Here is a 22428-nt window from a genome sequence, read left to right on the forward strand (position 1 = left end):
CGGCTGGCTGCATGATCTGCTCCCTGCGTGGTGAGTATGCAGAGTCAGACAACACAAGCAAGGGAAGATTCCGGCATTTCCCCTATTTGCCGATGACAGAGCCAAAAAAAACGCCGGCGCGAACGCCGGCGTTTTGCTACAACTACCTGCCAGCGGCTAATTCGTGCACTGTTTCGCCACGCCTTCGGCCGGCGCAGGCGCTTCGATCAACGGCATCAGGCTTGGCGCCAGCGACACCAGCAGTTGCACGGGCAAGGCGCTCGTGAAATCGTAGTTCTTCGATTCCGGTCCGCGCACGTACGCCGTCATGCTGCCGTAGAAGCGCTCGCCGATATTGAACACGAACGTGGCGGAACGATTCACGTAGCGCGATTCGATCAGGCGGCCACCGGCCCCATACACGTCGAAGCGCTGGTCGCCCGTACCCGTCTTGCCGCCCATGGGGATCGGCACGCCGTCGGCGCCGACAAACGCCGTCTTCGCCCGTTTCGCCGTGCCGTCCGACACCACTTCGCGGATGGCCTTGGCGACGGCGCGTGCCACGTCCGGTGACAACACTTGCTCCGCTTCCACCTTGCTGCCCCGCTTGACCATCGTGTCGTACGGCGTGTTGGCGGCGAAATGCATGGAATCGATGCGCACGCTCGGTTTGCGCACACCGTCGTTGATGATGATGCCCATCAGCTCGGCCAGCGCGGCGGGACGGTCGGCCGACGCGCCCAGGGTCGTCGCATACGACGGCACGAGCGAATCGAACGGATAGCCCATCTTCTTCCACTGGCGGTGGATTTCCAGGAAACCTTCCACTTCCAGCAAGTTGGCGATGCGGCGGTCCTGCGCATGCTTGCGGTGCGTATTGAACAGCCATTTATACACTTCCTGGCGTTCCTTCTCGCTGGCCGCCACCATCTGCGACAGTGTCGAGCCTTCGTGCTGGCGCAGGTACGCCACCATCCACAGTTCCAGCGGATGCACATTGGCCAGGTAGCCGCGGTCGGCCAGCGACCAGTTTTCCATCGCGTACTGCTGGTACATCTTGGCCACGCGCTCGGGCGGCACTTCGTTTTGCGACGTCAGGTTGGCGTTGAGGAAATCGCCGAATTCCGCGACAGTCCCCTTCGGATTGACGGTGCGGAAGATATTGGCCAGGCGCACTGGTGTCGGGCGGATGCTGGCCAGCAGGATTTTTTCCTGCTCGTCGATGCTCTTGCCACGGTACTTCTGGTAGAAGCGGTGCAGGAACTCGCGCCCTTCCTTGTCGGCAAAACGGCTCAGGTACTGGGCCCGGCGCGGATCGTCGGCGTCCGCCAGCAGCGAGGCCGAGGAGTCGGGGCGCGAAAACATGTAGTAGCGGGCCACGTCGCGCATCAGGCGCACGAACACCAGGTTGGTCGACTGGCGCAGCGCCTGCTGCACCGTCATGATGCGGCTGTCGTCGAGCTTGGAGAAGTTGCCGAAATGGTGCAAGCCGCCGCCCGTGAAGAAGCCTTCGCCCGGGTTGCCCGAATATTTGCGCTCCATGGCGGCCGCCAGCATGGCGGGCAAGTTGCGCGCCTCGCCGAGCGCCAACGGTTTCAGATAGGCAATCGCCCACTGCGACAGCATGTCCTTCGGATCGACGGCAATCTTGCCCAGCTCGGCGGCGCCCATGCCGCTGTAGCGCTGGTGCAGCTGGTCGATGATGTCCATATACGTGACCAGGGTGCGCAGCTTGGCCGTGGAACCGAGGTCCAGCTTGGCGCCCTCGTTGATGTCGAGCGGCTGGTCGTAGTTATCGGTCTGCACGCGCAGCAAGTTGGCCTGGTCGCCCTTTTGCAGCAAGGTAAAGCTGTAGACCACATTGGCCGGGTCGCCATTGCCTAGCATGCCCTTGCCCGTCAGGCCGGCTGCTTTCGCCACTTCGGGGTCGCGCAGCTCGCGCAAGACCTTGGTGACGGCGTTTTGCGCCTGCGCGTCGAGCGTGCTGACCACTTTCAGGTCGAGGCGGTCGAGGTTGTACAGGCGCGGATCACCGAGCATGCTGGCCAGATGGTTGCGCACGGCATTCGAGGCCTTGCGCGTGACAAACGAGGTCGACGCTTCCGATTGCACGCCCGAGGCCGTCGACGGACGCAGCTTCTCGGCGATGGCCGCATCGCGCAGCTGCGGCGAAATCACGCCCGCTTGCGCCAGCAGACGCAGATGGCTGTTGGTCAATTCTTCCAGGTCGGCACCGCCGGCCACCAAGTAATGCGAAGGACGGCGCTGCGCGATCAGCAAACTCAGCGCCTGCTTGTAGGCCAGCGCGCTGCCCGGCTGGTCCATCTTACCTTTGAGCAAAGTTTTCACTTCGGCAAATGGACGGCCATACCAGACCCACATGCCGTCGCCGATGCCGTTGACTTCGCCAAAACCGCTCTTTGCCGACAGCGGCACGGTGTTCAGGTAATTGACGACGATCTTGCGCCGCGCTTCCATGGTGTTTTCGCCATCCTGGTACGAGCGCAGGCTGGCCGAAATCATCTGCAGCAGCTTGTCCTGCATGGAACTGGTGCGGCCATCTTCCGAATGCCGGTATTTTTCAATCTGCGTGGCCAGGGTGCTGCCGCCGCCACTGCGGTGGCCGCCGAACAGGTTCAGCGCCTTGTCGAGGACAGCCTTGCTCAGGCGGTCCCATTCCACAGCCGGATTGCGCTCGGGTGTGCCCGGGTCGAGCAATTCGCGGTTTTCGATGAAGAGCAGGCTTTGCACGAGCGCGGGCGGCGCTTCGGCAAAGCCGTCAAACATGCGCTCGGGATAGCTGGCCGCGAACAGAGGCGCGGCGCGGCAATCGAGGATGCTCAGTCCCGCGCGGTTTTTCTCGTGATACGTGGCAAAGATGCCCCGGTCGACCAGTTGCACCATTTTCGGCGACATGCGCGCCTGCGCCGTGACGGCATAGTCGCGCGCGTTGAGCTTGGTGATGAAGTCCGGCAGGCTGGCATAGCCGAGCCGCTCGTCATACGGACCGTGCTGCGGATAGCGGATGGCGCCCGCCGGTGCGGGGCCAGGCTCGACCTTGAACGCCAGCTGGCGGTCCAGGCGCGTGAAAAATTCCGCCTGCAGGGCCGAGGTGCGCACTTCGCGCATGACGAACCATGCCACGCCGGCGATCAGCGCCAGCACGATGATGGCAAAGATGGGCCAGATGCGCGAACGGCGCTTCTTCGGAGGACTCGCCGGCGGCGGCGCCTCGGCGCCCGTGTCGGGGAGTGGATCAGAAGGGGGCCGCTCGTGCGCGGCCAGATTGACGCCTGTGTCTTTCATGGGATGCTGGGGTAAGGTTGGGTTTGGACGGCGCGGGAAATGCGGTAGCGATACCGCTCCGCGCGGGATAAGACGAGGGCCAGCCAGGGCCGGTCACAACAAAGCTTGCTTAACATGATGTCCATACCGGTGAATCAAAAAAACACGCTACTGCACAGGCAGGCGACCCCGCGTTTGACACGCAAGGCCCCTGTTCACCATTCCACCACATCGGCATGAAAACGACTGACGAGCGCACACAAAAATCTTGCTTCATTGAAGATTTTCGCAAAAAAACAACGTCTTGGAATGTACGCTTGCGTACATAGATGCAAAGCGGGCTGAGCGCCAGCGAAAAAGCCGCCGGCGCCGGGCTGGCCGCATCTCAGATGGTGGTGTATTCCGCCCGCAAGGTATCGAGCGCGGCGCACATCTGCGCAAAGGCGGCCTCGGCCTGCGCGGGCTCGCCCTTGACACCCAGTTCGATATGCCGGCGCGTCTGCGCATCGCCCACGCTGGGCAGGCTGAACACCTTGATCAGCGGGAACTCCGCTTCCAGGCGCACCATCAGCGGCGTGAGCAGCGATTCGGCCGTTTCGTACACGAGCAAGGCGTGTTCCGCATGCGGCACCTGGTTGAACAGGTGCGCATAATGCGTGTCGAGCACCCATTCGATCATGGGCCAGGACATGACGGGAAAGCCGGGCACGAAATAATGCTCGCGCACGGCAAAGCCCGCAATCTTGTTGTACGGATTCGGAATCAGCTCGGCGCCTTCGACAAATTCCGCCATTTTCAGGCGGTGCAGGTTTTCCGGCGAGTTCAAATCGGCCGGCACGCCCGCCTCTTCACCCATTTCCGTGATCCGTTGCTGGATATTGAGCTTGCCCTGCGGATGCAGCACCAGCGGCAAACCCAGCGCATCGGCCGCCGCCTGGCGCGTATGGTCGTCCGGCGTGGCGCCGATGCCGCCAAAGCTGAAGACGATGTCGCCGCTGGCAAAGCTGCGCTTGAGCAAGGCCACCAGGCGGGCCGGTTCGTCGCCCACGTATTCCGCCCAGCTCAGCTGCAAGCCCCGCGCCTTGAGCATGCTTACCACTTTCGGGAAATGCTGGTCCGTGCGCTTGCCCGACAGGATTTCGTCGCCAATGATGATCAATCCGATAGCCATGAAGCTCCCTCGTAGAATTCGATAAGAATGGTCAGGCGTCCGCCGGCGCCACGTCGGTCATGCCGCGTACGCCCCGCAAACGCGACAGTGCTTCCAGGCAGTAATACTGGAACCACAGACCCGTAAAGATAAAGATCAGCACATACAGCCAGATGGCGAACGCCGCCAGGAAGGGGAAGAACACCACCGACATCACGCCACCCATCCACAGCATGCCAGGCACGGCGCCGGCCGCGCCCGATACCATGCCGATGGCCAGCAGGGGCCAGCGCTGCGTGCGCATGATGGCGTGGCGCTCTTCCGCGCTGGCGTAATCGGCCATGGCGTCATATGCCATCACGCGGTAGGTCAGCCAGCCCCACAGCACGGCTTGCCCCACCAGCGCGGCCGGCGGAAACGCGTACAGGGGCAGCATGATGACCCAGGCGATGATGAACAGCAAGAACGTGGCCAGCGAAGTGGCGACGCTGCCAAGCAGGCTGCCGCCATGCTTCTTGTCCAGTTGCGGAAAGTGCCGCCCGCCCACATGGCGGCCGATGGCCGGCATGGCGAACAGGCCCATGAAGATCAGCGCCGTCAAGATCATCAGCGGCAGCAGCATGAACATGGCGATCAGCGGCACGATCACGGCTTTCAGCATGCCCAGGCCGAAGGTGGACAGCACCTGCCCGCTGGTGCGGAAGAAATCGTATTGCGTAAACAGCGCATGCAGGCTGTCGATCAGCGGCTGCAGGCCCACATACAGCAGGCCTCCCCACAGCACCAGCGAGAGGATGAACGGCGCCACGCTCAGCAACAATATCCTGCCGTGTAATTGCGACAGCAAGGCGCGGCCATACGAATTCAACACATTACGCATCAACGGCGTCCTTTTCGTTTGATTCTTGCAAATTCCACCATGCGGCGCAGGCCCAGCCATTGCTGCCGCCAGAAGCTGCGGCCATAGTCGCGTCCCGGCCGGCCCATGCCCTTGCTGTCGATACGGGCCAGCTGGTCGCGCACGCCAGTGCGCGCATAGCCGGCCGAGAAATTCGCGGTGCCCAGCAGCATATCCCAAATCGGCAAGACCACGCCGAAGTTGCAACCGCCCATGCTGTCCTTGCCTTTCGACTCGTGCCCCACGCCGATCGCATGGTGCGTGCGGTGGAAACGGGGCGAAATCAACAGCCGCTCGCCGATGCGGCCGAAGTGTATCCTCACATTCGCATGCTGCAAGCTTTGCAGAATGCGCGAAACCGACACCAGCAGCACGTACTGGCCCGGCGGCACGCCGATGCCGAGCGCCACCAGGGCCATCACCACGTCGCGCATGAAGTCATCGAGCAAGTGGTTGCGGTCATCGCTCCACAAGTTCATGTTTTGCTGGCTGTGATGCAGGCTGTGCAAGCCCCACCACCAGCCGAAATGGTGCGAGGCCCGGTGGTAGCAATAGTCGACGAAGTCCAGTATCACAAAATAAATGATAAAACTGAGCAAGGGACTGATGCCGGGCAACAGCGATTCCAGGTTGAATGGATGAATATCATCGAAACGCAAGGCGCCCGCCAGCGCATCCATCAGCGGATCGAGCGTGAAGAAGACGACGACAGAAAACAGGCCGATCCGGTGCAGCACGGTGTAGATGAAATCGTTCCAGCGGGCGCGCGGGTCGGTGATCTTTTGCGCGGGAATCAGGGCTTCGAGCGGGCGCAGCACGAGAAACAGCAGCACCAGTTCGCACAGGCCGATCAGCAGCCACTCCGTGCCTTCGAACGCTTCTTCCGTGAATTCGCCAAAGCCCAGGTGATAGACGAGGGGATTGACCACCGTCTGGAACAGCCAGCCTTGCGCCACGCCAAAGGCGTCGACCACCGCATCGATAACGGGCGTGACGAAGCCGAGGATGTCGGCGGCCATCATGGCTGGCCCTTCTTCTGCGCATAGGCAGGATGCTCGCGCAGGGTGGCAAAGCAGAAACCCTTGTCTTGCAGGCCGGAAATCAAAGCATCGAGGTTGGCCGGTGCCCACGCATCCTTGCGCGACCAGATGCCCATGTGCGAAATGAAAATGTCGCCGCTGCGCAAGTTCGCCAGCGCTTTTTTCAGCAGCATGGCGTTCGGATACTTATCGCTGGGCAACTCATCGCCGGAATACCCCGCCGGCGCCCAGCCCGCGTGCTGGTAGCCGCAAGCGCTGCCGGCCGCCAGGGTACGCGGCGACGTGTAGCCGCCCGGCGCGCGCCAGAATGGGTCGAGCTTGTGGCCGGTCAGTTCCTGGAAGCGCGTATCGACACGGCGCAATTCCTCGCAGAACTGTTTATCGCTAAACGACGCCAGTTTGCCGCCGTCCTTGCCGAACTGGGGCTTGACCTGAATCAAGCCGTTGGCCAGATCCTTCTTCCAATACACGTGGTCAAACGTATGCGTGCCGAACGCATGGCCTTCGGCGACCCGGGCTTTCCAGTACGGCGCCCACGAGGCATCGAGCGAATAATCGCCGCGCGTGGTCTTTTCATTGGCCAGGAAGAAGGTTGCCTTTACATGACGTTTGTTCAGCACGTCAGCGATCAGTTGCGCTTGCGACTGGCTGCCTGTGTCGAATGTCATATAGATCGTGCCCTTGCAGGCGGCCGGGGCAGAAGATGCGGCTGGGGCCGGTGCTGCTGGTGCAGGTGCGGCGGCATGCGCGGGGGACAGCATGGCGCTGGCGCACAGCAGCATGGCGAACACGCGGCCCGCAGGAATCAGGTGTTTCATCATCACACCCGCCATCACATGCGCGGCGAGTGGGTGGCGAAATACACGCCATGGGGCGAGCGGCCTACCGGTATGGTCTTGATGACCTTGCGCGTGGTCAGGTCGATCACGGCCACTTTCTTGATCCAGCGCAGGGTCACCCACATCGTCTTGCCATCGGGCGTGATTTCCATGCAGTCCGGACCGCCCGGCACATTGATGGTGCCCACGTTTTCCAGGGTTTGCTGGTCGATGATGTTGATGGTGTTCGATACGCGGTTCGAGACGAACGTCATGCGGTTGTCGCCGAGCGCACGGAAATTATGCGTGCCGGCGCCCGCCTTGATGCGCTTGACGGTCTTTTGCGTGCGCCAGTCGATCACTTCCACGTAATCGCTGCCCATGATGCCGACGAGCAAATGCTTGCCATCGGGCGTCATCGTGATACCGGCCGGCGCGGGGCCGACAGGCATGGTCCATTTGACGGTTTGCGTGGCCAGGTCGATGGCGCTGACCTGGTTGCTGCCCTGCTGCGTGATGAAGGCCATGGTGCTGTCGGCCGTGAACGCCATGTGGCTGGGCAGCTTCGGCAGCGGGATGCGCTTGGCCAGGGTCAGGTTCTTGCCGTCGTAGCGGTACAGGTCGATGCGGTCCAGGCGCAGCGAATTCGAAATGAACCATTTCTGGTCTGGCGAAAAGCCGATCTGGTAAGGATCGAGGATGTTGCTGATGCGGCGCTGGATCTGGCCCGAGACAGGATCGAGGAAAATCAGCTCGTTGCCGACGGAACTGGCGACGATCAGCGACTTGCCGTCCGGCGTCTCCATCAAATGGTGCGGTTCCTTGCCGACGGCAAAGGTAGACAGGGGAGCATAGGTTTTCTGGTCCAGCAGTTGCACCGTAGCATCACGGGAATTGAGCACCACCACCACTTCGGCTTGCGCCGTCGATATTGCGGAAACCAGGCACAGCGAGGAAAAAACAAGGCGGCGTAGACTGCGGAACATGGAAGAAATCACTGTTAAATACAAAACATGCATTTTACGTGGAACACTGTATTTATTGTGTGAAATCCCCCCTTAAATACAACCGGCAGCCACACATCGGCGTAATTTCCGGTTTTCGCTTGCGCCGGGCCTGGAATGGCGCTTTGCAACTCATTGCTCTACAATCTGAAGCTTTCATCGCCTACACAAGGATTATCATGACCACCACCACTACCGCTTCCGGCCTGCAATACATCGATACCGTCGTTGGCGAAGGCGCTGAAGCGCAAGCCGGCAACAATGTTGTCGTGCATTACACGGGCTGGCTGCAAAACGACGACGGCAGCGCCGGTTCGAAATTTGACTCGAGCAAGGACCGCAACGATCCATTCGAATTCCCGCTGGGCGCAGGCCGCGTCATCCAGGGCTGGGACGAAGGCGTGCAAGGCATGAAAGTGGGCGGCAAGCGCCAGCTGATCATCCCTGCGGCACTGGGCTATGGCGCACGCGGCGCCGGCGGCGTGATTCCACCGAACGCCACCCTGATTTTCGACGTCGAACTGCTGGGCGTATAAGAAGCTGAAGGCTGCGTTCCAAGGACCGTGCCAGACGCCGCCACTGATCACTCAGCGGCGGCGTTTTTGTTTTGAGGGTGTCCTCTAATGCACGGCGCGCTTTTTTCACTATGATGTCAGGCACTGCAGCACGCACGGTGGCCACTCCGCCGGGCCTGCCGCACTTTTCCAGCGATTCCATCAGCACACAGGAGCCATCATGAGTTTACAAGAGCAATTCGAACAAGCGCAGCTCGATTCCAAGACCCTGTCCGAGCGTCCGGACAATATGACCTTGTTGAAAATCTACGCCTTGTTCAAGCAAGCGTCGAGCGGCGACGCCACGGGCGAGCGTCCTGGCATGACCGACTTCGTCAACCGTGCCAAGTTCGACGCCTGGGCGGCCCTGGCCGGCACCTCGAAGGAAGATGCGCAGCAACAATACATCGACCTGATCGAAGACTTGAAGGACTGATCGTCCCTCCCTGCCCCGGCGCCTGCCGGGGCAGTATAATTTCTGCATGACACCATCACCGAATTCCCTGGTTTCCCTGGCCCATGCCGCCGACCTGCCCCGCTTGTTCGACGTCTGGCACCTGTCCGTACGCGCCACCCACGATTTCCTTGCCGATAGCGATATCGCCTTCCTGATACCCTTCGTCCGCGAAGAGCTGGCCAGAGTGACGGCCGAACGCCTGCTGCACGTGCTGCGCGCCGATGACGGCGTCGCCTATGCCTTCCTGTGCGTCGAGCACGCCAAGATCGAGATGCTGTTCGTACATCCCGACCAGCGCGGCAGCGGCGCCGGCCGCGCGCTCGTGCGGCACGCCATCGCGGCCTTGGGCGCCACGGCCGTCGATGTCAACGAACACAACACGCAAGCGCATGGCTTTTACCTCCACCAGGGCTTTATCGGGGAAAGCCGCTCCGAACGCGACCCGTTCGGCAAGCCTTTCCCCATTTTGCACCTGAAACTGGCCGAAAACGGCTAAAAACTCACCAAAAACCACCAAAACAGGCCGTTAACGCAAAAGTGGCTACCAAAATGGTAGCCACTTTTTCATGGTGAAACGGCGCTAGAACTTACTTTTTCGCCGCCGCCAGCGCTTGCGCGATCCAGCCGTCAAACTTTTGCTGGTGGAACTTGATCCAGCCAGCCGTATGGCGCGCGATATCGGCTTGCGTGTTTTCGCCGCGGCGCATGCGCTCGTTCTGCGCATTGATGTCGGCAACGGGCAGCTGCATCACTTCGAACAGCTTGGCTGCTGCCGGGTTTTTCTCGGCCCAGGCCTTGTTGGACACGATGCGCGCCGTGTTGACGGCAAAGCCGTAGTCGCTGCCATTGTCCAGACGCGTGTTCACTTTCTCCGGATTGGCCGAGAATGGCACTTTCAGCCAGACCACGTCCTTGCCAGGCACCAGCACGCCGCTGACCCAGTACGGCGTCCACGTGTAGTACAAAATCGGCTCGCCGCGTTTGTAGCGGCCCAGGGTGTCGGCGATCAGGGCCGCATAGCTGCCCTGCACGTGCGTCACCGTCTCGCGCAATTTATACGCATCCATGTGATTCTCGATCAGCGCTTCGCAGCCCCAGCCGGGGTTGCAGCCCGTCAAGTCGGCCTTGCCATCGCCGTCGTGATCGAACAGCTTGGCCAGGTTCGGGTCGCGCAACTGGTCGATATTCGTGATGTTGTACTTTTCGGCCGTCGCCTTGTCGATCAGATAACCTTGCGCGGCAGGACCGGCGTATTGGCCCGTGCGCAACAGCTTGGCGTCGCCGCCCGCATTGTTATAGAAATCCTTGTGCATCGGGTCCCAGTGCACGGCCATGAAGGTGGCGTCGCCGTTGGCAATGGCGATATGCGCGGTCGGATACTCCACTTCCTTGATCGGCTGCACTTCGTAGCCAAGCTTTTCCAGCGCCTTGTCGACCAGCATGGTCTGGAAGGTTTCTTCCGCGATCGAGCTTTGCAGCGCCTGCACCTTGATGCCCTTGCCGGGCAGCGCATCGGCGGGCGCGGCCGGCGTCTGCGCCATGGCCAGGCTCGTGGTCAGGGCCATGGCGGCGATCGCCAGGGCGGAAAACAGCTGGAACTTGCGTTGCGATTTTTGCGTCTCTTTGAAATGTGCGATTTGATGCATGTAAATCCTTTCTTATTGTGCGTTGGCCAGCGTAGCTTGCTGTGCAACATTATTTTTCTCCGTGTTGCCGCGCACCAGGCGCAGCACGAAACCGGCGGGACCCGTCTGGTACCAGTGGCGCACGCCACGGCGTGGCTGGCCCATCGCTTGCGTCAAGCGGTCCAGGGTGATGGCCAGCAGCACGATACCGAGACCACCGACGGTTGCCAGGCCCATGTCCAGGCGGCCGATGCCGCGCAATACCATCTGGCCCAGGCCACCGACGGCGATCATCGAGGCGATCACGACCATCGACAGCGACAGCATCAGCGACTGGTTGATACCCGCCATGATGGACGGCATGGCCAGCGGGAACTGCACGCGGGTCAGCAACTGCCACGGCGAGGCGCCATACGCGCGGGCCGCTTCGATCAGGTCGGGACGCACCTGGCGGATACCGAGATTGGTCAAACGTACGAGCGGCGGCAGGGCAAAGATGATCGTCACGATCACGCCTGGCGCATTACCGATACCAAACAGCATCACCACCGGCACCAGGTAGACGAAGGCGGGCGTCGTCTGCATGGCATCGAGCAAGGGACGCAGGATATTCTGCGCGCGGTCGCTGCTGGCCAGGAAAATACCGAGCGGCAAACCGATGGCCAGACAGAACGCCAGCGACGTCAATACCAGCGACAAGGTCGTCATGGCTTCCGGCCAAATGCCCAGCATCGATACGACCAGCAGCGCCAGCACGGTGCCGATGGCCAAGGTGCGGCTGGTAAATTGCCACGCCAGCAAGCCGATGATGGCGATGACCGTCAGCGACGGGGCCGCCAGGAGCACGCCTTCCACGCCGGACAGCACGCTGTCGATCGGCGCGCGCACGGCCTGGAAGAAAGGACGGAAATGCGCGACGACCCAGCCCAGGCCTTGGTTGATCCAGCTTTCCAGCGGCAGCGAGCCGTCGAAGATCTGTGTCAGGTGAAAACCGGAGGCCGCGTGTTCCGGCTGCACGGCCGGTCCGGCCGCATCCAGCCAGGACGTATCGCCCGGCGGCGTCAGCGCCCAGGGATTGATTTGGGTTGCAGGCTGTTCAACAACAGCTTCTACTGTGGAAACGGTGCTTGGATTCATGCTTGTCCTTTCTGTTGTTGTTCGGCAATGGCTGGCGTATCGCGGTCGAGGAACTTCAGCAAGGTTGTCTTGCTGATGGCGCCGCGGAAGCTGCCGTCATCGGCCACCACTGGGACGGCGTAAGGCAGTTGCGCCACCTGGCCGAACAGGCCGGCGACTGGCTCATCTGCATTGATGGTCTGCACGTCGGGCAGATACGCATGCGCCAGGCCCAGCGGGCCGACATGGCCGTCGAGCGCACTGCGCAGCGAATCGGCCGACACGACGCCGAGGAACTTGCGCTGCGGATTGACGACATACGCAAACGCGCGATCCTGCTCTTCCAGCATCGACAGCGCGGCGCGCGAACCGCGGCTCGGCGACTCGGACACGACGATCTGGCTCTTGCGGGCGATATCGCTGGCCTTGAACACGGCCGCCGCATCGACGCCGCGCACGAAGTTGCGCACGTAATCGTTGGCCGGTTTGCGCAGGATTTCTTCCGGCGTGCCCACTTGCACCACGTGGCCGTCTTTCATGATGGCGACGCGGTCGCCGATGCGCATGGCTTCGTCGAGGTCATGCGAAATGAAGACGATGGTGCGGCGCTTGATTTGCTGCAAACGCAGCAGTTCCGACTGCATTTCCGTACGGATGATCGGATCGAGCGCGGAAAACGCTTCATCCATCAGCAAAATCGATGGATCGCAAGCCAGCGCACGGGCCAGGCCCACGCGCTGCTGCATGCCGCCCGACAATTCATCGGGGTAGCTGGCGCCGTAGCCGTCCAGGCCCACTTGCTCCAGCGCTTGCTGGGCCAGCGCATGGCGCTCGGCCTTGGGCATGCCGGCCAGTTCCATGCCGAAGGCAGTGTTGTCGAGCACGGTAATTTGCGGCAGCAGCGCGAACGACTGGAACACCATGCTGATGTCCTTGCGGCGCAGGGCGCGCAGCTGGGCGTCCGGCAAGGTATTGATGTCATTGCCGTCGATCAGGATGCGGCCGGCCGTCGGCTCGATCAAACGGTTCAGCATGCGCACCAGGGTCGACTTGCCCGAACCGGACAGGCCCATGATGACGAAGATCTCGCCCGCTTCAATGGTAAAGGTGGCGTCGAAAACGCCGATGGTGCAATCGGTCTTGGCCAGGATGTCCTGCTTGCTGGCGCCTTGATGAACGAGTTCAAGTGCTTCTTCTGGCTTGTCGCCGAACACTTTGAACACATGGTCGATAATGATTTGTTTTGCCACGATGTGGTTCTCCCTCGATTTGACGAATGGAATGAAACCCTGCAAGCCTGCTAGCTTGCGGCGGGAATCAACAAACCCTGTTGCGTCGGCTACGCCACGGCGCAAAAGCGCACGGGAGCGACAGGAAACAGGGGGTGACACGCGTGTGACCAGCGGATGGCCAAAGCCGGTGCCGGGGTGCCGTGTGCGTGCTAAAAGAGGCTGTGGTTCAGGACTTTTAACAACGCTAGCGCCATGCAAATACATGGCACCAAATGTATTTGACCGAAAAAAAATCGACCAAGCTACTTTTAACTGGATGCGGGTGTAAAACCCGAAGAATTATTCACCACTGAGCGAGTGGAGAGTACTGCGAAGCAGAAGGTGAAACGCGGTGTAGCTGTTGTAAATATGACTCAAGTATAACGCAAAAAGCCGCCAAAGTCCAATGGCTTTCCAAATAGAAATGTGCTAGCAATGTTCGCTAGCGTACAGTCAGGCGTAAAAAAGGCGAAAAGCGACGTGTTTTCGTCGTCTTTTCGCCTTCCGCCGCAGCGCCATTTTTACCACCAAACTTGGCGCGAGACAAGCGGGGCAAACGCCATCAAGCTGGCTCGGCAAACACCTTGCGCATCTTCTCGGCAATCTTGCCTTCGATAGTGGAAGCAAAGGCGCTGAGCATGAAGCCCAGCTTGATTTGCAGTTGCGCCTGCTCTTTTTCCAGGGTCAGCGAACCATCAACGCCGCTGCGCTCGAAGCGCAGCACATCGCCATCCCAGGCGCACGCCAAATCATATTCCTGGGCCAGCTTGTCGGCCACTTGCTGCGCCGCTTCGCGCGCCTTTGCTGCCGTCAGCTTATGTTGCTGAACTATATTTATATCCGCCATCAAACGATCCTTTTATTATAAAAACGGGTGCCATACGGCCAGCATCATACCAGCCGCCATGCGGCGGGCGCGGCCGAAGCTGGCGCCGGACGGCTAAAAAAGCCCGTCCTTCCCGCGCATCGCTTGCGCCGTATCAAACCGGATACGCCGAAGCGGGACGACTATTCCAGTTCCAGCTGCGCGTGTCTTGGAGAGCTACCATGGACCAGAAAGTCATCGTGCCGGTCGAAGCCGTACTGACCAAATGCGTGTCCCTGCCTGTCGGCTATGTCCCCACCCCCTCGGCGCCGTACCGCCAGCACCGCAAGAATGCGCAACTGACCCTGCAGCCGGGGCCGCCCCGCCTGACCGAGGCCACGGTGCGCAACGCGGCCGCCGTGCCCGTCGGTTCGCGCGTGCTGATCTGGAAGCAGGACCCGTCCGTCAGCGAACTGGGCACGCGCAAGACCTTCCTGCCCGGTCTGATCCTGCAAGGCCCGCGCGACGCGCGCGTCACGTTCGGCGAACCGGGCATCGCGCAGGTCAGTCCGAATGCCTTCGGCGACTTCATCGTTTCGCCCAACACCGACCAATTCGACGCCGTGCACACGTTTGCCATCGTGCGCATGACATTGACCATGTACCAGCGCGCGCTGGCCAGCAACGACACGGCGCCGCCCCTGCCCTGGCAATGGAATAGCGCCAGCAACACGGCACCGCTGCGCGTGTTCCCGCACGGCTTGCCCAATGTCATGAATGCCTATTACAGCCGCAGCGACAAGGCGCTCAAGTTCGGCGATTTCATCCCCAGCGGCGCCACCGAGCGCGTCTACACCTGCCGCTCGCTCGACATCGTCTCGCATGAAACGGGGCACGCCGTGCTCGATGGCCTCAAGCCCAACTGGCTGCTCAGCAACAACCCGCCGCAGACGGGCGGCTTGCACGAATCGTTCGGCGACCTGACGGCCATCTTCCTGGCCCTGTCGCAGCTGGACCAGGTGGAAGCGGTCATCGCGCAAACGAAATCCGACTTGCACGACAAGACGTTTCTGGCTGATCTGGCCGAGCAGTTCGGCCTGGCCCTGGGCCGGCCGAACGGCTTGCGCAATGCCGACAACGACATCAAGTTGTCGGAGGCAGGCACGGAAGTGCACGCCATCTCGCAAGTGTTTACGGGCGCCATCTACGACATCCTGGCCGACATCTTTGCCCACGAACGCCAGCCACAGCTGGAAGACGACGCGGCCGTGCTGCACCGCTGCGGCGACTACCTGCGCAGCCTGGTCCTGCGCGCCCTCGTGGCATCGCCCGACCAGGCCGCCACCTACGCCGACGTGGCCGGCCACATGCTGACGATCGCCGAGACCGATGGCAACAGCGCCTACCTGGACTTCATCCGCAACAGCTTTACCGTGCGCGAAGTGCTCAAGGCCAATGCCATGACGGAGGATGGGCAGATGACATTTGCCCCCGCTGTCGTCGACGAAGACGACGCCGTGCAAGACAGGCGCGCCTGCTGCGGTACCATGAACCATGCGGAATACAGCGAGTCGGATCAATTGCTCGAAGCGGAGCGTGAAGCCCTGGCCGCCTGGTGCCGCAGTTACGGCCCCAAATAGACAGCACTGCAGCGCACCAGCGCGCCCTATCCAGGCCTGCCGGAACAGCGGCAGGCCGTGGCGCGTCCCACCACCACCCCAACAGCAAGGAGCAGCATGAAAATTTCAGCCCGCAGCAGCGGCGGCTTTGCCGGCCTGAGTGAACAATATGAGATCGATACGCAAGCCCATCCGGCTGGCCCCGGGCTGGAAGCGGCACTGGCCAGCAGCGGCTTTTTCACGCACGCGCAGGCGGCGGGCGAACAGGTGGGCGCCGATATTCCCCACTGGCAGATCACCGTCGACGCGCCCAACGCGCGGCGCACCATCACGTTTGCCGAGGATGGCAGTGCTGAAAATGCACGTTGGCAGCAATTGCTGACGCAAATACGCGCCAGCGCCTGATAGTTTCGGCACGATTTGGCACTTATTTTTACCGATCTTGATTTGGGTAAAACAAAAACACCACACGGCAAGCCAGCGCGCCGCCCGGCCTGCACCCTGCCGCATCGGGCGACTGTCGCTTTCTTGCCGCGTTCTTCATCGCAACGTCCCGGATAGTCGCTGAATTGCCCGCTCTGTGTGGCAACGCCACTGCCAAAAAATGAATTTGCTTATATGTATTGTATATAAGCGGGATTTGTGAGAAATAGCGAATTGCCTTAAAATACAATGCTTTGCTTTAGTACGCGCCGCCGAGATTCCTGCAGGCGCTACAGCACCTCCCCCAAATTGATAGGACTGTTATGACCCACGTTGTCACCGAATCCTGCATCGCCTGTCGCTATACCGACTGCGTCGATGTCTGCCCGGTAGATTGTTTCCGGGAAGGCCCAAACTTCCTGGCAATCGATCCGGACGAATGTATTGACTGCGCCGTCTGCGTGGCAGAGTGCCCGGTGAACGCGATTTTCGCGGAAGAAGACGTGCCGGGCGACCAGCAAGCCTTCATCAAGATCAACGTCGATCTGGCGCGTAACTGGCCGTCGATCACCAAGACGAAGGCTGCCTTGCCGGAAGCCGAGCAATACAAGGACGTCAAGGACAAGCTCGACATGCTGGTGCGCTAAGCGCACGGCAGCTGCGGCGGCGATTCTTGCGGGGGAGGCTCTTCCCCGCAGGGGCGTAGCGGCAAAAAAACAGACAAAAAGCAGCGGAAACGCTGCTTTTTTTGCTTTTAAAGCATGGTTGCAGGTCTATCCATGCAAGTGTGGCGCGCTGTCACAACTATGCGCAAACTGTGGATCTATGCGCGGTAAAGCACATTTTGTCCTCAACAAATATCGTAAAATTGGATTATGATATTTGAGCCGATATTGGCGCTTGGAATCAAACAAGGACTCTATATGCTTTACCAACTGCACGAACTGCAACGCTCTTTCCTCACTCCGGTGATGCAATGGGCAGACATGTCCTCCAAGTTATTTACCAACCCGGTTTCTCCACTGGCCCACACCCCGTTTTCGCAACGCATCGCAGCCGGCTACGAGCTGATGTACCGCCTTGGCAAAGACTACGAAAAACCGCAATTCGACATCCAATCCGTTCTCGTCCAAGGCGAAAGCGTCGACATCCGCGAACACGTTGTCGTGACAAAACCGTTTTGCCGCCTGATTCACTTCAAAAAAGAAACCACTGGCTTGCAACAGCCCAAAGTTTTGCTGGTTGCCCCCCTGTCCGGTCACCACTCGACCCTGCTGCGCGACACCGTGCGCGGCTTGCTGGCCGAGCACGATGTCTACATCACCGACTGGACGGACGCGCGCATGGTACCGCTGACGGAAGGCCCGTTCCACCTGGACGACTACATTTATTATGTGCAGGAATTCATCCGCCTGCTGGCGCCTGACTTGCACGTGATTTCCGTCTGTCAACCGACCGTGCCCGTGCTGGCCGCCATCTCGCTGATGGCGACGGCAAAAGATCCGCACATGCCGAAAACCATGACGATGATGGGCGGCCCGATCGACCCGCGCCGCTCGCCCACGCAAGTCAACAACCTGGCGACGGAAAAGAAATTCTCGTGGTTTGAAAACACCGTGATCTACGCGGTGCCGCCGAACTATCCGGGCTTTGGCCGCAAGGTGTATCCGGGTTTCCTGCAGCACGCCGGTTTCATCGCCATGAACCCGGGCCGCCACGCGCAAAGCCACCGCGAGTTCTATATGCACCTGGTGACGGGCGACGACGAGCCGGCGGAAGGCCATCGCCAGTTCTACAACGAGTACAACGCCGTGCTGGACATGCCGGCCGAGTACTACCTGGAAACGATTAAAACCGTATTCCAGGAATTCAGCCTGCCGATGGGCACGTGGAAAGTGGGCGGCCAGCTGGTGCGTCCGCAAGACATCACGAACGTGGCGCTGTTCACGGTAGAAGGCGAACTGGACGACATTTCCGGCGCCGGCCAGACGCAAGCGGCGCATGACCTGTGTTCCGGCATCCCTGCCGAGATGCAGCAAGATTTCGTGGCGCCGAAATGCGGCCACTACGGCATCTTCTCGGGCCGCCGCTGGCGCGAAATCATTTGCCCGAAAATCGGCGAATTCATTCAGAAACACGGCTGATACACGGCATCTCCATCAAAACGCCACGCCAGTTCACACTGGCGTGGCGTTTTCTTTTAGGCACGTACAACAGCGGCGCCACACGTCAAGGGGAGGATGGGGCCGTGGCCAGGCTCTGGTCGAGCCGCTTCCAGTAATCGCGTTCCAGCCGGGCCGTGTCGATATCGCGCGCCGCCTCGTTGAAGCGCTTTTGCCGCGCAGCACCTTCGGCATCGCGCTGGAAGCACACGTAGACGGGGCGCTCCTTGAAGACGGTATCGATGATGGCGATGCGTTCCCGTTCGGCCTTGCTGAAGTTGCGTCCCATCAGCAAGTGCTGCAGGACATGGCGCTCGATGACGATCACGCGGTAACGCTTGATCAACAGCTTCTTCAGATTCGTCGCGTCGTTCAAGCCCTCTTCCGTCTTCAGTTCGCCGCGCGCCACCATGCCATCGAATTGTTCCCCATTCGCATAGCCGGCCACGGTGCCGATGCGCAGCTTGCCCAGATCGGCCAGGGTGGCGCCGGGCACGCCATCTTCCTTCAAATAGGCCAGCACGCCCTGCGTATTGCCAACCGGCACAGAAAAGTGGCAGAGCTTTTCCCGTTCCGGCGTGCGCCAGACGGCCAGCAGCCCGGCGTAGCGGGGGCTGGCCAGGCCGAACTGCATGGCGCGCTTCCAGGGGAAATATTCATACTTGACTGCATAGCCGAGGCGCTCGAAGACGGCGCTGACCATGGCGCCCGACATGCCGTCGGCAGGCAGGCTGCGGGTAATGAAGGGCGGCCAGTCTTCCGCCGCGAAGCGGACGATGCGCGAGCTGGCAGCGCCCGGCGCCGCCATGGGCGAGGCCGCCTGCCCGTACGCAAGGGCAAGTGTAGAGTGCATGAGCAAACAGAAGGGCAAACCAACTGTCCGGAGGAAACGCATGTTTGGCTCCTATGGCCTGGCGCGCATTGCAATGCAGGCGCGGCAACAGGACTGGCGGTCGGCTTTTGATAACTAACTTGATAAAATCATGCTCCCACAAAAAAAAGAAATTGCAAAGTTGTTTATTTGCACTTTGACATTCCCAAGGGAAATAAAATACGATTGCGGCGCGCCTGCAACAGCCCGCCATGACACACCTTATCCCCTCTTGCGAAACAGGTTTTTACTTGTGCGCGCCCCGGATGGCCGATAATGGCGTTTTACCGTATCGAAGATGACCGTGCCGCATCCCGCCTCTCCCTCACTTGCCGACCAGATCGAAGACTTGCTGCCGCAAACGCAATGCACCAAATGCGGGTACAACGGCTGCCGCCCGTATGCGGAAGCGATAGCCGCCGGCAGCGCCGACATCAACCAGTGCCCACCGGGCGGCGCGCAAGGCATCGCGCGCCTGGCCGGTTTGCTGGGCAAAAAAGTCATCCCGCTCAATCCCGTCAACGGCCTCGAACGTCCGCGATCTGTCGCCTATATCGACGAATCGCTGTGTATCGGCTGTACCCTGTGCATCCAGGCCTGTCCCGTGGACGCCATCGTCGGCGCCGCCAAGCAGATGCATACGGTGGTCACCAGCCTGTGCACGGGCTGCGACCTGTGCGTGGCGCCCTGCCCCGTCGACTGCATCGTCATGTACCCGGTCAGCGGCGACGCCACGGGCTGGGATGCCTGGAGCCAGGCAGAGGCCGATGACGCGCGCGCGCGCCACGATTTCCGCACGCAGCGCCTGCGCCGCGAAGCCGAGGCCAACGACGCGCGCCTGGCCGCCAAGGCCGTCGCCAAGATGCAGGAAGTGACACTGGAAGTGCCCGTCACGCCAGATGAACAGGCAGAAAAGGAGCGCAAACGCGCCATCATCGCCGCCGCCATGGAGCGCGCGCGCGCCAAGGCCGCTGCCGCCAGCACGGATACCGCCCCGCCAGCCCCCAACACGCCGAAAAAAGACGCATGAACGCCGCCAAACGCCTGGAAATCTTTACGCGCTTCCGCGCCGCCAATCCATCCCCGAAAACGGAGCTCGAATACACGACGCCGTTCGAGCTGCTGATCGCCGTGCTGCTGTCGGCGCAAGCAACGGACGTGTCCGTCAACAAGGCGACCCGTTTGCTGTATCCGGTCGCCAATACGCCGGCCAAGATACTGGCGCTGGGCGTCGACGAGCTGGCCAGCTACATCCGCACCATCGGCCTGTTCCGCACCAAGGCGAAGAACGTCATCGCCACCTGCCAGATCCTGCTCGAGCAGCACGGCGGCGAAGTGCCGCGCGACCGCACCTCGCTGGAAGCCTTGCCCGGCGTGGGCCGCAAGACGGCCAATGTGGTCATGAACACGGCGTTTGGCGAACCGACGATGGCCGTCGACACGCACATCTTCCGCGTCTCGAACCGCACCGGCATCGCGCCGGGCAAGAATGTCGATATCGTCGAGCAAAAGTTATTGAAGTTTGTACCGAAAGAATTTCTGCACGACGCCCACCATTGGCTCATCCTGCACGGCCGCTACACATGCACGGCGCGCAAGCCGCAATGCTGGAACTGCATGATCGCCGACCTGTGCGACTACAAGGACAAGTCGCCGATGCCGGCCGTGGTGTAGTCAAAAAAAACGGCCCGAATGGGCCGCTGTCGTTGCGTCGTAGGTCGGATTAGCGCGCAGCGCGTAATCCGACAGGACGCGGCAACAATGTTGTCGGATTACGCTACGCTAATCCGACCTACAGCAAGACCATATTGTCGCGGTGAATCAGCTCATGGCCTTCCATGTAGCCGAGTATCGCCTCGATCTCGGTGGACGGCTTGCGCATGATGCGGCGCGCTTCGCCGCTCGTGTAGTTCGACAGGCCGCGCGCCACGGGCACGCCGTCCGCGTCGACGCAGGTGATGACGGCGCCGCGGCCGAACTCGCCGTTCACGCCCGTCACGCCGATCGGCAACAATGATTTGCCTTCCTGACGCAGCTTTTGCACGGCGCCCGCGTCCAGCACGACGGCGCCAGCCGTATGCAGATGATCGGCCATCCACTGCTTGCGCGCCGTCAATTGCCCCGTTTGCGCCCGCAGCTCCGTGCCGATCGCTTCGCCCTGAGCCAGGCGGCTGAGCACGTCGCTGTCGCGGCCCCAAGCGATGATCGTGTGCGCGCCGGACTTGGCGGCACGCTTGGCGGCGAGGATTTTCGTCAGCATGCCGCCACGCCCCAGGCTGCTGCCGGCGCCGCCGGCCATCGCTTCCAGGGCCGGGTCGCCGGCGATGCCTTGCGTGATCAGGTAGGCGTTCGGGTCCTTGCGCGGGTCCGCCGAGAACAAGCCGTGCTGGTCGGTCAGGATGACGAGCGCATCGGCTTCGATCAGGTTGGCGACCAGAGCGCCCAGGGTGTCGTTGTCGCCGAACTTGATTTCATCGGTGACGACGGTGTCGTTTTCATTGATGATCGGCACCACGCCCAGGCGCAGCAAGGTCGTCAGGGTGGAGCGGGCATTGAGGTAGCGTTCGCGGTCGGCCAGGTCGGCGTGCGTAAGCAGCACTTGCGCCGTGCCGAGGCTGTGGGCGCGGAAGCTGCTTTCATAGATTTGCGCCAGGCCCATCTGGCCGACGGCGGCGCACGCCTGCAATTCGTGGATATCGGTGGGGCGCTGCTCGAAACCGAGGCGCAGCATGCCTTCGGCGATCGCGCCGGAGCTCACGAGCACGACTTCCTTGCCCAGGGCGCGCAAGCCGGAAATCTGCGCGGCCCAGCGCGCGATGGCGGCATGGTCGAGCCCGCGGCCATCGTTGGTGACCAGCGAGGAGCCGACTTTGATGATGATGCGGGTAGCTTTTTGAATCACGGAATCCATGGGGCGGCGCTCTTCACTTAATAGACGTCAGCGCGCAGGACGCAGCAGCAGCAAGGCCAGCCCCGCCGTCAGCTCCATTGCGCACATGAACAACACAAAACCCTGGGGCAAGCCGAAGCTGATGGCCGCGAACAGACGGCCGGCGGGCTGCGCCAGGACCAACATTGCAGTGATATCGCCGAGGACAGGCGGTTCGCCCTGCCGTGCCGCGAACAGCGCCAGGAGCGCGGTAGCGCCCCAGACACCGACATGCGTAGCGTAGAACTGGCTGTAGCCATTGACGCCATTGAGGAAGATGCCCATGCCGGCCGCCATTGCATCGGCGAACAGCAGACAGGCGACCGCGCTCAGCCCGTAAGCATACGCGATCAGATGCAATACACGGCGCTGCCACGCTTGCTTGCGCGCGGACGCGGCAGCGACCGTTTGTACCGACATCA

Annotated in this window: 22 protein-coding genes; 9 read left to right on the forward strand and 13 right to left on the reverse strand. The window is 61.3% G+C overall.

All coding sequences use genetic code 11. The features are described 5' to 3' along the window. Nucleotides 1-156 precede the first annotated feature (156 nt). The 6 genes from KO538_RS25420 to KO538_RS25445 form a co-directional block, all read right to left on the reverse strand. Entirely contained in the window at nucleotides 157-3285 is a 3129-nt protein-coding gene (locus KO538_RS25420; RefSeq protein WP_219330043.1) for a transglycosylase domain-containing protein, read from the reverse strand. A gap of 364 nt (nucleotides 3286-3649) precedes the next feature. After that, a complete protein-coding gene (locus KO538_RS25425) occupies nucleotides 3650-4435 on the reverse strand; it encodes a molybdopterin-binding protein (RefSeq protein ID WP_219330044.1) in 786 nt (261 codons plus the stop codon). 31 nt (nucleotides 4436-4466) lie between these two features. Next, nucleotides 4467-5294: an EI24 domain-containing protein gene (locus KO538_RS25430; protein WP_219330045.1), complete on the reverse strand. Its 828-nt coding sequence runs from the start codon at nucleotides 5292-5294 to the stop codon at nucleotides 4467-4469. After that, entirely contained in the window at nucleotides 5294-6334 is a 1041-nt protein-coding gene (locus KO538_RS25435) for a sterol desaturase family protein (protein ID WP_374106886.1), read from the reverse strand. Before KO538_RS25435 ends, KO538_RS25430 begins: the two co-directional genes overlap by 1 nt. After that, entirely contained in the window at nucleotides 6331-7170 is an 840-nt protein-coding gene (locus KO538_RS25440) for a polysaccharide deacetylase family protein (protein WP_219330098.1), read from the reverse strand. The genes KO538_RS25435 and KO538_RS25440 overlap by 4 nt, the downstream gene beginning before the upstream one ends. 14 nt (nucleotides 7171-7184) lie before the next feature. Next, entirely contained in the window at nucleotides 7185-8156 is a 972-nt protein-coding gene (locus KO538_RS25445; RefSeq protein WP_034760259.1) for a beta-propeller fold lactonase family protein, read from the reverse strand. A 197-nt stretch (nucleotides 8157-8353) separates the two neighbouring features. Here KO538_RS25445 and KO538_RS25450 point away from each other — a divergent pair, with 197 nt between their 5' ends. The 3 genes from KO538_RS25450 to KO538_RS25460 all read left to right on the forward strand — a co-directional run bounded on the left by KO538_RS25450 (nucleotide 8354) and on the right by KO538_RS25460 (nucleotide 9681). After that, nucleotides 8354-8710 carry an FKBP-type peptidyl-prolyl cis-trans isomerase gene (locus KO538_RS25450; protein WP_034760263.1) on the forward strand — a complete coding sequence of 119 codons (357 nt, stop codon included), beginning with the start codon at nucleotides 8354-8356 and terminating at the stop codon, nucleotides 8708-8710. A gap of 199 nt (nucleotides 8711-8909) precedes the next feature. Further along, complete coding sequence (locus KO538_RS25455) at nucleotides 8910-9164, forward strand: acyl-CoA-binding protein (RefSeq protein WP_034760268.1); 255 nt, start codon at nucleotides 8910-8912, stop codon at nucleotides 9162-9164. A 46-nt stretch (nucleotides 9165-9210) separates the two neighbouring features. Next, nucleotides 9211-9681, forward strand: a complete 471-nt coding sequence (locus KO538_RS25460; protein WP_219330046.1) for a GNAT family N-acetyltransferase — start codon at nucleotides 9211-9213, stop codon at nucleotides 9679-9681. A 91-nt stretch (nucleotides 9682-9772) separates the two neighbouring features. Here the strand turns inward: KO538_RS25460 and proX are convergent, their stop codons facing one another. The 4 genes from proX to KO538_RS25480 all read right to left on the reverse strand — a co-directional run bounded on the left by proX (nucleotide 9773) and on the right by KO538_RS25480 (nucleotide 14044). After that, entirely contained in the window at nucleotides 9773-10831 is a 1059-nt protein-coding gene (proX, locus tag KO538_RS25465) for a glycine betaine/L-proline ABC transporter substrate-binding protein ProX (protein WP_219330047.1), read from the reverse strand. Between the two features lie 12 nt (nucleotides 10832-10843). Continuing rightward, nucleotides 10844-11947, reverse strand: coding sequence for a glycine betaine/L-proline ABC transporter permease ProW (gene proW, locus KO538_RS25470; protein ID WP_219330048.1), 1104 nt, complete (start codon nucleotides 11945-11947; stop codon nucleotides 10844-10846). Continuing rightward, nucleotides 11944-13176, reverse strand: a complete 1233-nt coding sequence (gene proV / locus KO538_RS25475; protein WP_035828675.1) for a glycine betaine/L-proline ABC transporter ATP-binding protein ProV — start codon at nucleotides 13174-13176, stop codon at nucleotides 11944-11946. Before proV ends, proW begins: the two co-directional genes overlap by 4 nt. 583 nt (nucleotides 13177-13759) lie before the next feature. Continuing rightward, nucleotides 13760-14044 carry a polyhydroxyalkanoic acid system family protein gene (locus tag KO538_RS25480; RefSeq protein WP_070303356.1) on the reverse strand — a complete coding sequence of 95 codons (285 nt, stop codon included), beginning with the start codon at nucleotides 14042-14044 and terminating at the stop codon, nucleotides 13760-13762. A 200-nt stretch (nucleotides 14045-14244) separates the two neighbouring features. Here KO538_RS25480 and KO538_RS25485 point away from each other — a divergent pair, with 200 nt between their 5' ends. The 4 genes from KO538_RS25485 to KO538_RS25500 all read left to right on the forward strand — a co-directional run bounded on the left by KO538_RS25485 (nucleotide 14245) and on the right by KO538_RS25500 (nucleotide 18188). Beyond that, nucleotides 14245-15642, forward strand: a complete 1398-nt coding sequence (locus KO538_RS25485; RefSeq protein ID WP_219330049.1) for a hypothetical protein — start codon at nucleotides 14245-14247, stop codon at nucleotides 15640-15642. 96 nt (nucleotides 15643-15738) lie between these two features. Beyond that, nucleotides 15739-16026 (forward strand): protealysin inhibitor emfourin, encoded by a 288-nt coding sequence (locus KO538_RS25490; protein WP_034754675.1) that lies wholly within the window; start codon nucleotides 15739-15741, stop codon nucleotides 16024-16026. A gap of 341 nt (nucleotides 16027-16367) precedes the next feature. After that, on the forward strand, nucleotides 16368-16691 hold the full coding sequence (fdxA, locus tag KO538_RS25495) for a ferredoxin FdxA (protein WP_010395176.1): 324 nt from the start codon (nucleotides 16368-16370) through the stop codon (nucleotides 16689-16691). A 276-nt stretch (nucleotides 16692-16967) separates the two neighbouring features. Then, nucleotides 16968-18188: a polyhydroxyalkanoate depolymerase gene (locus KO538_RS25500; RefSeq protein WP_072454276.1), complete on the forward strand. Its 1221-nt coding sequence runs from the start codon at nucleotides 16968-16970 to the stop codon at nucleotides 18186-18188. An 85-nt stretch (nucleotides 18189-18273) separates the two neighbouring features. Here KO538_RS25500 and KO538_RS25505 read toward each other — a convergent pair whose 3' ends face one another. Further along, complete coding sequence (locus tag KO538_RS25505; RefSeq protein ID WP_235194277.1) at nucleotides 18274-19059, reverse strand: ABC transporter substrate-binding protein; 786 nt, start codon at nucleotides 19057-19059, stop codon at nucleotides 18274-18276. Between the two features lie 316 nt (nucleotides 19060-19375). On the opposite strand from KO538_RS25505, the gene rsxB reads away from it, so the two are divergent. Beyond that, the gene (rsxB, locus tag KO538_RS25510; RefSeq protein ID WP_219330050.1) at nucleotides 19376-20107 is read left to right on the forward strand and encodes an electron transport complex subunit RsxB; all 732 of its coding nucleotides are present in this window, start codon (nucleotides 19376-19378) and stop codon (nucleotides 20105-20107) included. Beyond that, the gene (gene nth, locus KO538_RS25515) at nucleotides 20104-20751 is read left to right on the forward strand and encodes an endonuclease III (RefSeq protein ID WP_072454273.1); all 648 of its coding nucleotides are present in this window, start codon (nucleotides 20104-20106) and stop codon (nucleotides 20749-20751) included. Before rsxB ends, nth begins: the two co-directional genes overlap by 4 nt. 118 nt (nucleotides 20752-20869) lie before the next feature. Here nth and proB read toward each other — a convergent pair whose 3' ends face one another. Next, nucleotides 20870-21988 carry a glutamate 5-kinase gene (gene proB / locus KO538_RS25520; protein ID WP_046685445.1) on the reverse strand — a complete coding sequence of 373 codons (1119 nt, stop codon included), beginning with the start codon at nucleotides 21986-21988 and terminating at the stop codon, nucleotides 20870-20872. Between the two features lie 27 nt (nucleotides 21989-22015). Further along, nucleotides 22016-22426 carry a hypothetical protein gene (locus tag KO538_RS25525; protein ID WP_034754650.1) on the reverse strand — a complete coding sequence of 137 codons (411 nt, stop codon included), beginning with the start codon at nucleotides 22424-22426 and terminating at the stop codon, nucleotides 22016-22018. Nucleotides 22427-22428 lie beyond the last annotated feature (2 nt).

This window comes from Janthinobacterium sp. NKUCC08_JDC (assembly GCF_019345575.1).
Taxonomy (GTDB): domain Bacteria; phylum Pseudomonadota; class Gammaproteobacteria; order Burkholderiales; family Burkholderiaceae_D; genus Janthinobacterium; species Janthinobacterium aestuarii.

Excerpts from the sequence above, each read along its gene's own strand:
- nth (WP_072454273.1), top strand. The coding sequence starts at position 20,104 with ATGAACGCCGCCAAACGCCTGGAAATCTTTACGCGCTTCCGCGCCGCC.
- KO538_RS25430 (WP_219330045.1), bottom strand. The coding sequence starts at position 5,294 with ATGCGTAATGTGTTGAATTCGTATGGCCGCGCCTTGCTGTCGCAATTA.
- KO538_RS25455 (WP_034760268.1), top strand. The coding sequence starts at position 8,910 with ATGAGTTTACAAGAGCAATTCGAACAAGCGCAGCTCGATTCCAAGACC.
- KO538_RS25420 (WP_219330043.1), bottom strand. The coding sequence starts at position 3,285 with ATGAAAGACACAGGCGTCAATCTGGCCGCGCACGAGCGGCCCCCTTCT.
- KO538_RS25435 (WP_374106886.1), bottom strand. The coding sequence starts at position 6,334 with ATGATGGCCGCCGACATCCTCGGCTTCGTCACGCCCGTTATCGATGCG.
- KO538_RS25490 (WP_034754675.1), top strand. The coding sequence starts at position 15,739 with ATGAAAATTTCAGCCCGCAGCAGCGGCGGCTTTGCCGGCCTGAGTGAA.
- KO538_RS25525 (WP_034754650.1), bottom strand. The coding sequence starts at position 22,426 with ATGTCGGTACAAACGGTCGCTGCCGCGTCCGCGCGCAAGCAAGCGTGG.
- rsxB (WP_219330050.1), top strand. The coding sequence starts at position 19,376 with ATGACCGTGCCGCATCCCGCCTCTCCCTCACTTGCCGACCAGATCGAA.
- KO538_RS25440 (WP_219330098.1), bottom strand. The coding sequence starts at position 7,170 with ATGAAACACCTGATTCCTGCGGGCCGCGTGTTCGCCATGCTGCTGTGC.
- KO538_RS25500 (WP_072454276.1), top strand. The coding sequence starts at position 16,968 with ATGCTTTACCAACTGCACGAACTGCAACGCTCTTTCCTCACTCCGGTG.
- fdxA (WP_010395176.1), top strand. The coding sequence starts at position 16,368 with ATGACCCACGTTGTCACCGAATCCTGCATCGCCTGTCGCTATACCGAC.
- KO538_RS25425 (WP_219330044.1), bottom strand. The coding sequence starts at position 4,435 with ATGGCTATCGGATTGATCATCATTGGCGACGAAATCCTGTCGGGCAAG.
- proX (WP_219330047.1), bottom strand. The coding sequence starts at position 10,831 with ATGCATCAAATCGCACATTTCAAAGAGACGCAAAAATCGCAACGCAAG.
- proW (WP_219330048.1), bottom strand. The coding sequence starts at position 11,947 with ATGAATCCAAGCACCGTTTCCACAGTAGAAGCTGTTGTTGAACAGCCT.
- proB (WP_046685445.1), bottom strand. The coding sequence starts at position 21,988 with ATGGATTCCGTGATTCAAAAAGCTACCCGCATCATCATCAAAGTCGGC.
- KO538_RS25485 (WP_219330049.1), top strand. The coding sequence starts at position 14,245 with ATGGACCAGAAAGTCATCGTGCCGGTCGAAGCCGTACTGACCAAATGC.
- KO538_RS25480 (WP_070303356.1), bottom strand. The coding sequence starts at position 14,044 with ATGGCGGATATAAATATAGTTCAGCAACATAAGCTGACGGCAGCAAAG.
- KO538_RS25505 (WP_235194277.1), bottom strand. The coding sequence starts at position 19,059 with ATGCACTCTACACTTGCCCTTGCGTACGGGCAGGCGGCCTCGCCCATG.
- KO538_RS25460 (WP_219330046.1), top strand. The coding sequence starts at position 9,211 with ATGACACCATCACCGAATTCCCTGGTTTCCCTGGCCCATGCCGCCGAC.
- KO538_RS25445 (WP_034760259.1), bottom strand. The coding sequence starts at position 8,156 with ATGTTCCGCAGTCTACGCCGCCTTGTTTTTTCCTCGCTGTGCCTGGTT.
- KO538_RS25450 (WP_034760263.1), top strand. The coding sequence starts at position 8,354 with ATGACCACCACCACTACCGCTTCCGGCCTGCAATACATCGATACCGTC.